Source organism: Streptomyces sp. NP-1717 (assembly GCF_022695985.1).
In the GTDB taxonomy this organism is placed as follows: domain Bacteria; phylum Actinomycetota; class Actinomycetes; order Streptomycetales; family Streptomycetaceae; genus Streptomyces.
In genome coordinates this window covers 1-4690 of sequence record NZ_JAAPBF010000356.1, presented here as the reverse complement: position 1 = coordinate 4690, position 4690 = coordinate 1, and the positions used below count along the sequence as shown (strand labels likewise).

6 protein-coding genes are annotated in these 4690 nt (G+C 72.9%); 3 read left to right on the top strand and 3 right to left on the bottom strand.

The features are described from left to right. The coding region (locus GXP76_RS34165) for an RCC1 domain-containing protein (RefSeq protein WP_374363649.1) at positions 1–1159 on the top strand (1159 nt) is incomplete at its 5' end. Positions 1160–1203: 44 nt separating this feature from the next. On the opposite strand, the gene GXP76_RS34160 is transcribed toward GXP76_RS34165, so the two are convergent. From GXP76_RS34160 to GXP76_RS34150, 3 genes are all read right to left on the bottom strand, one after another. Next, entirely contained in the window at positions 1204–1815 is a 612-nt protein-coding gene (locus tag GXP76_RS34160; RefSeq protein ID WP_242575504.1) for a hypothetical protein, read from the bottom strand. Between the two features lie 47 nt (positions 1816–1862). Continuing rightward, complete coding sequence (gene murQ / locus GXP76_RS34155; protein ID WP_242575503.1) at positions 1863–2855, bottom strand: N-acetylmuramic acid 6-phosphate etherase; 993 nt, start codon at positions 2853–2855, stop codon at positions 1863–1865. Between the two features lie 169 nt (positions 2856–3024). Further along, the gene (locus GXP76_RS34150; protein ID WP_147876692.1) at positions 3025–3942 is read right to left on the bottom strand and encodes a MurR/RpiR family transcriptional regulator; all 918 of its coding nucleotides are present in this window, start codon (positions 3940–3942) and stop codon (positions 3025–3027) included. 167 nt (positions 3943–4109) lie between these two features. On the opposite strand from GXP76_RS34150, the gene GXP76_RS34145 reads away from it, so the two are divergent. Next, on the top strand, positions 4110–4508 hold the full coding sequence (locus GXP76_RS34145) for a hypothetical protein (protein WP_242575502.1): 399 nt from the start codon (positions 4110–4112) through the stop codon (positions 4506–4508). A 1-nt stretch (position 4509) separates the two neighbouring features. Further along, the coding region (locus tag GXP76_RS34140; protein ID WP_242575501.1) for a DUF4031 domain-containing protein at positions 4510–4690 on the top strand (181 nt) is incomplete at its 3' end.

Here is a 4690-nt window from a genome sequence, read left to right as displayed (position 1 = left end):
CGCGCTGGCCGCCGTGTCCTGCCTGGCCGCACCTGCCGCCGGCGCGGCGGGGACCGATCCCTGGGTCAGATCCTGGGGCGAGAACGCCCAGGGCCAGCTCGGCAACGGCAGTACCACCGCCACCCAGACCCCGGCCGCCGTCCTCGGCATCGCCCGCGACGACGTACGCGAGCTGTCGGGCGGAGGCGGTGGCGCCGGCGCCGCGTCGGCCACGAACATCGTCAACCCGTTCGCCGTCGCCCTCCTCAAGGACGGCACGGTCAGGAGCTGGGGCACCAACAACTACGGCCAGCTCGGCATCGGCACCACCGTCAACCAGTCGTTCCCGGTGATGGTCGCCGGACTGTCCGGGGTCAGCCAGATCTCCGCCGGTGCCAACCACGTCCTCGCCGTCAAGGGCGGCCGGGTCCTCGCCTGGGGATACAACAAGACCAAACAGCTCGGTACCGGCACCGACGCCACGGAGTCGTACAGGACGCCGGTGAACGTGCAGAGCCTCGACAAGGTCCAGGACGTCGGCGCGGGCTGTGACTTCAGCGCGGCCCTGCGCCAGGACGGCACCGTCTGGACCTGGGGCTCGGGCGCCAACGGGCGTCTGGGCACCGGGAACAACACCACCCGGGAGACCCCGCAGAAGGTCGCCGACCTGGCCGACGTCGAGTCCATCTCGGTCGGCTGCGACCACGTACTCGCCCTCACCGCCGAGGGGACCGTGAAGGCCTGGGGCAAGAACGCCGAGGGCCAGCTCGGCAACGACTCCACCACGGAGAGCGCCGTGCCCGTCGACGTCGCTCACCTCGACGGCGTGGCGAAGGTGTTCGCCACCTCGACATCGAGCTTCGCCGTCCTCGACGACGGCAGCGTGGCCGGCTGGGGCAAGAACACCGACGGGCAGCTCGCCGACGGAATGAAGGCCAACCGCACCACGCCGGTCCCCCTGGACCAGCTCAAGGGCGTCCAGCACATCGCGGGCGGCGCCGACTTCACCCTCGCCGCCCTCGACGACGGCTCGGTCGTCGGCTGGGGCGCCAACGCCGCCGCCCAGCTCGGCGACGGCACCACCACCGCCCAGGTGACCCCGACCACCGCGCTGCCCCCGGGCAGCGGCGTCACCCGGGTCGCCACGACGGTCACGGGCAAGTCCGCCTTCGCGTACTGACCCGACGAGCGGCGCCGCCCGGTCCCCCGGGCGGCGCCGGTCTGTCACCGGACGCGCAGCAGGTGCATGCACGTCGCGTAGAGCGCCGCCGCCGAGCCGAAGCCCGGAAGCGCCGTCCACAGGGCGGGCGTCGAGGCCAGCGGTGCCAGTACGGCCGCCGCCAGGGCCGACGCGCACATCGCGGCGCCGGTGAAGTGGTACGCGCGGACGCCGAACAGGCGGGCCAGCGGGAAGAAGTGGATGCCCACCACCGCCGCGACGAACGCCGGTATCGCCTCCGTGTGGTCCGTCGCCACCAGCGCGCGGGCGATGGCGAAGATGGCCACCCACTCCGCCAGCACCACCAGCCCGAAGCGCAGGCCCACCTTCTTCTTGCGGGCCGCCGTCGGCTCCCCGTCCGTCGGGGCGTCCGCCGCCGCGCGGCTCCTGCGGGTGCCCAGGACCGCGAAGGTGACCGAGACGAGCACCGCCGCAGCGAAGACCGCGCGGCCCGCCGCCACCGGCATGTCCGTGACACCGCACGCCGTCCAGCCGAGACCGAAGAAGGCCATGACGCCGGCGCCGGTCGCGCGTCCGCGCAGTTCGGCGCGGGACATGCCGGGGCGGGATCCGTCGCCGGGCGCCGTACCGGCGCCGGCGGGAGGGGCGGTGGTCATGAACGGTGTCCTTACGACGAGGGGCGGATGCGCGTCGGGCAGTGACGTTACGCCGTGGGACCGGCGTCCCTCGACGCCTGGAGCGCCACGCGCAGATGACCGTGCGAGTCCGCGAGCAGCCCGGCCGCCGTGGGGCCGTCGACCGCGCCGAGGATGGTGAGGATCGCGTTCTTCACCTCGCCGTCGGTCGCCGTCAGCGCCGCCTCGATCTCCTCGTCCGCCGCGCCCGTCGCGAGCGCGACGATACGGCGGGAGCGGGCCCGCAGCTTCTCGTTGGACGCGCGGACGTCGACCATCAGGTTTCCGTACGTCTTGCCGAGCCGGATCATCGTGATCGTCGAGATCATGTTGAGGACCAGCTTCTGTGCCGTACCGGCCTTCAACCGCGTCGATCCCGTGAGCAGTTCGGGGCCCACGACGATCTCCAGGCCGTGTTCGGCGGCGGCGGCGAGCGGGCTGTCCGCGTTGCAGGACAGACCGACGGTGAGCGCGCCGAGCGCACGCGCGTGCTCGACCGCGCCCACCGCGTACGGCGTACGGCCGGAGGCCGAGATACCGACGACCGTGTCGTTCGGGCCCACCTTCAGCCCGTCCAGGTCCGTGGCCGCGAGCTCCTTGGAGTCCTCCGCGCCCTCGACGGACTTGATCATCGCGCCGGGGCCGCCCGCGATCAGGCCGACGACCTCCGACGGGTCCGTGTTGAAAGTGGGAGGGCACTCGCTGGCGTCCAGGATGCCGAGGCGGCCCGCCGTGCCCGCGCCCGAGTAGATCAGCCTGCCGCCACGGGCCATCCGCTCGGCCGTGGCGTCGATGGCGGCGGCGATACGGGGGAGGTGTGCGGCGACGGCGGCCGGGACGGTCTGGTCCTCGCCGTTCATGACGCGGGCGATGTCCTCGGTGGAACGGCGGTCGATCTCGGCGAGTTCGGGGCGGAACGCCTCAGTGGTGAGGGTCGCGAGTTCGGCGCGGAGTTCGCCGTACGAGGTCGGGGAATTACCGGCGCCGGACGTCGAGGAGGCATCGGTGGGCATGGAGGTCATGGAGAAGCGGCTCTTTCTTGCGAGCTGGCAGAAACCTGAGGAAGCCCCGTTTTGGTGATGCGGTCGAGCGGTCGAGCGGCGCGCGCCTGTTCAGGGGCGCGCGCGGGTGTACGTCGGCCGGCGTGCTTGTGGCGTGCGCGGGTGCGCGGGTGCGGTGCGGGCGCGCGGGTCAGCGCGAGCGCGGTGAGTGGCGGTGCGCCAGTGCCTCGTACGACGCGGCGAGCGCGGGTGCGGCCGTCTCGTACGTCCGCTGGGCGACCCCCACGAACAGGCAGTCCACGACCAGGAGCTGACTCGTCCGGCTGGACATCGCCGCCGGCCGCAGCTCGCTCTCGCGGGCCGTGGACGTGGTGAGGACGTGGTCCGCGTACTGCGACACCGCGCCGTCCGGGCGGCCCGTGATCGCGACCGTCGTCGCACCCCGGTCGAAGGCGACGCGCAGCGGCTCGATGACGTCCCCGGTGGAGCCGGAGTGCGTGATCGCTATGGCCACGTCGCCCGGCCGGAGCTGGACGGCGTTGGTGACCGCGAGGTGCGGATCGCTGTGCGCGTGGGCTATCAGACCGATGCGCAGGAGCTTCTGCGCGAGGTCCATACCGACGAGACCGCTCGCGCCGACGCCGTATATGTCGATGCGCCGCGCGTTCGCGGCGGCGGTGACGACCGCGCCGAGCTGCACGGTGTCGAGCCCGGCCGCCGTGTCGGCGAGCGTCTGCTGCTCGTCGTACGCGAGCTTGGCGACGACATCGGCGATCGGGTCGTCGACGGCGATGTCGGCGGTGACCGCCGGGGCCGCGCCGGACTCCTGGTGGGCGGCGAGGCCGGCGAGGGCGAGACGCAGATCGCGGTAGCCGGGGTAGCCGAGAAGGCGGGCGGTCCTGACGACGGTGGCCTCGCTCGTACCGGTGAGTTCGGCGAGACCGGTGACGGTGAGGGCGGCGGTGCGCGCGGGGTCCGCGGCCACGGCCTCGGCGACACGCTGCATGGAGCGGGTCATGGAGGGCGCGAGGGTACGCACCTTGGCCGCGAGGGCGGCGGGGGCCGGAGGGGCGCCGCCGCTGTAAATTTCCTTCACGTCACTGGTCACGCGTGAAAGATAATTTCAGACCGGGGGTGCGTCAAGGGGGCGGGCGCCGGCCGGGTCCGTGCCACGGGCGTGTCCTCGGGCGCCGGACGGGCTCGGCGCGGGCGACGGCCGGTTCGCCGAGGTCATCCTTCACGCGGGTGAAGCCCGGGGCGTACGACAATGGGTGCATGAAAGACATGAACCCCCTGGAACAGGCGCTGCACACCGCACGCGCCCTGGTCCTCGCCGATCTCGCGGCGGGTGACGTCGCGCGGGCCGAGATCGTCTCGCTGGTGGAGGACGCCGTGTCGCACCGGCGGTGGTGGGTGGAGCAGTGGCCGGAGGGGATCGAGTTCGTCGTCGGCCTGGTCGCCCAGGACGTACAGGACGCCCTCCTGGAGACGCACGGCCGCTGGCCGCTCTGCCCCGTCTGCGGTGAGTCCCGTACGGAGCTGGCGGCGGAAGGCGGTCCGCACGCGCTGGAGGTGGAGCCGGAGTTGGGCGCGGATCCGCACTGGGTGTGCGGGAAGGCGGCCGTGGTGGTGGCGCCGGTCGGGTCGCTGGGCGCGGTTCTGGGGGCCGGCTGACGTGACCGTCTACATCGATCCGCCGACCTGGCCGGGGCACGGGCGGTTCTGGTCGCATCTGGTGAGTGATGTCTCGTACGAGGAGTTGCACGCCTTCGCGGCGGGGATCGGGTGTCCGGCGCGGGCGTTCGAGCGGGATCACTACGACGTGCCGGCCCACCGGTACGGGGACGCCGTCCGGG

Coding starts and splice junctions, on each gene's coding strand:
- GXP76_RS34160 (WP_242575504.1), bottom strand. CDS start 1,815: ATGACCACCGCCCCTCCCGCCGGCGCCGGTACGGCGCCCGGCGACGGA.
- murQ (WP_242575503.1), bottom strand. CDS start 2,855: ATGACCTCCATGCCCACCGATGCCTCCTCGACGTCCGGCGCCGGTAAT.
- GXP76_RS34145 (WP_242575502.1), top strand. CDS start 4,110: ATGAAAGACATGAACCCCCTGGAACAGGCGCTGCACACCGCACGCGCC.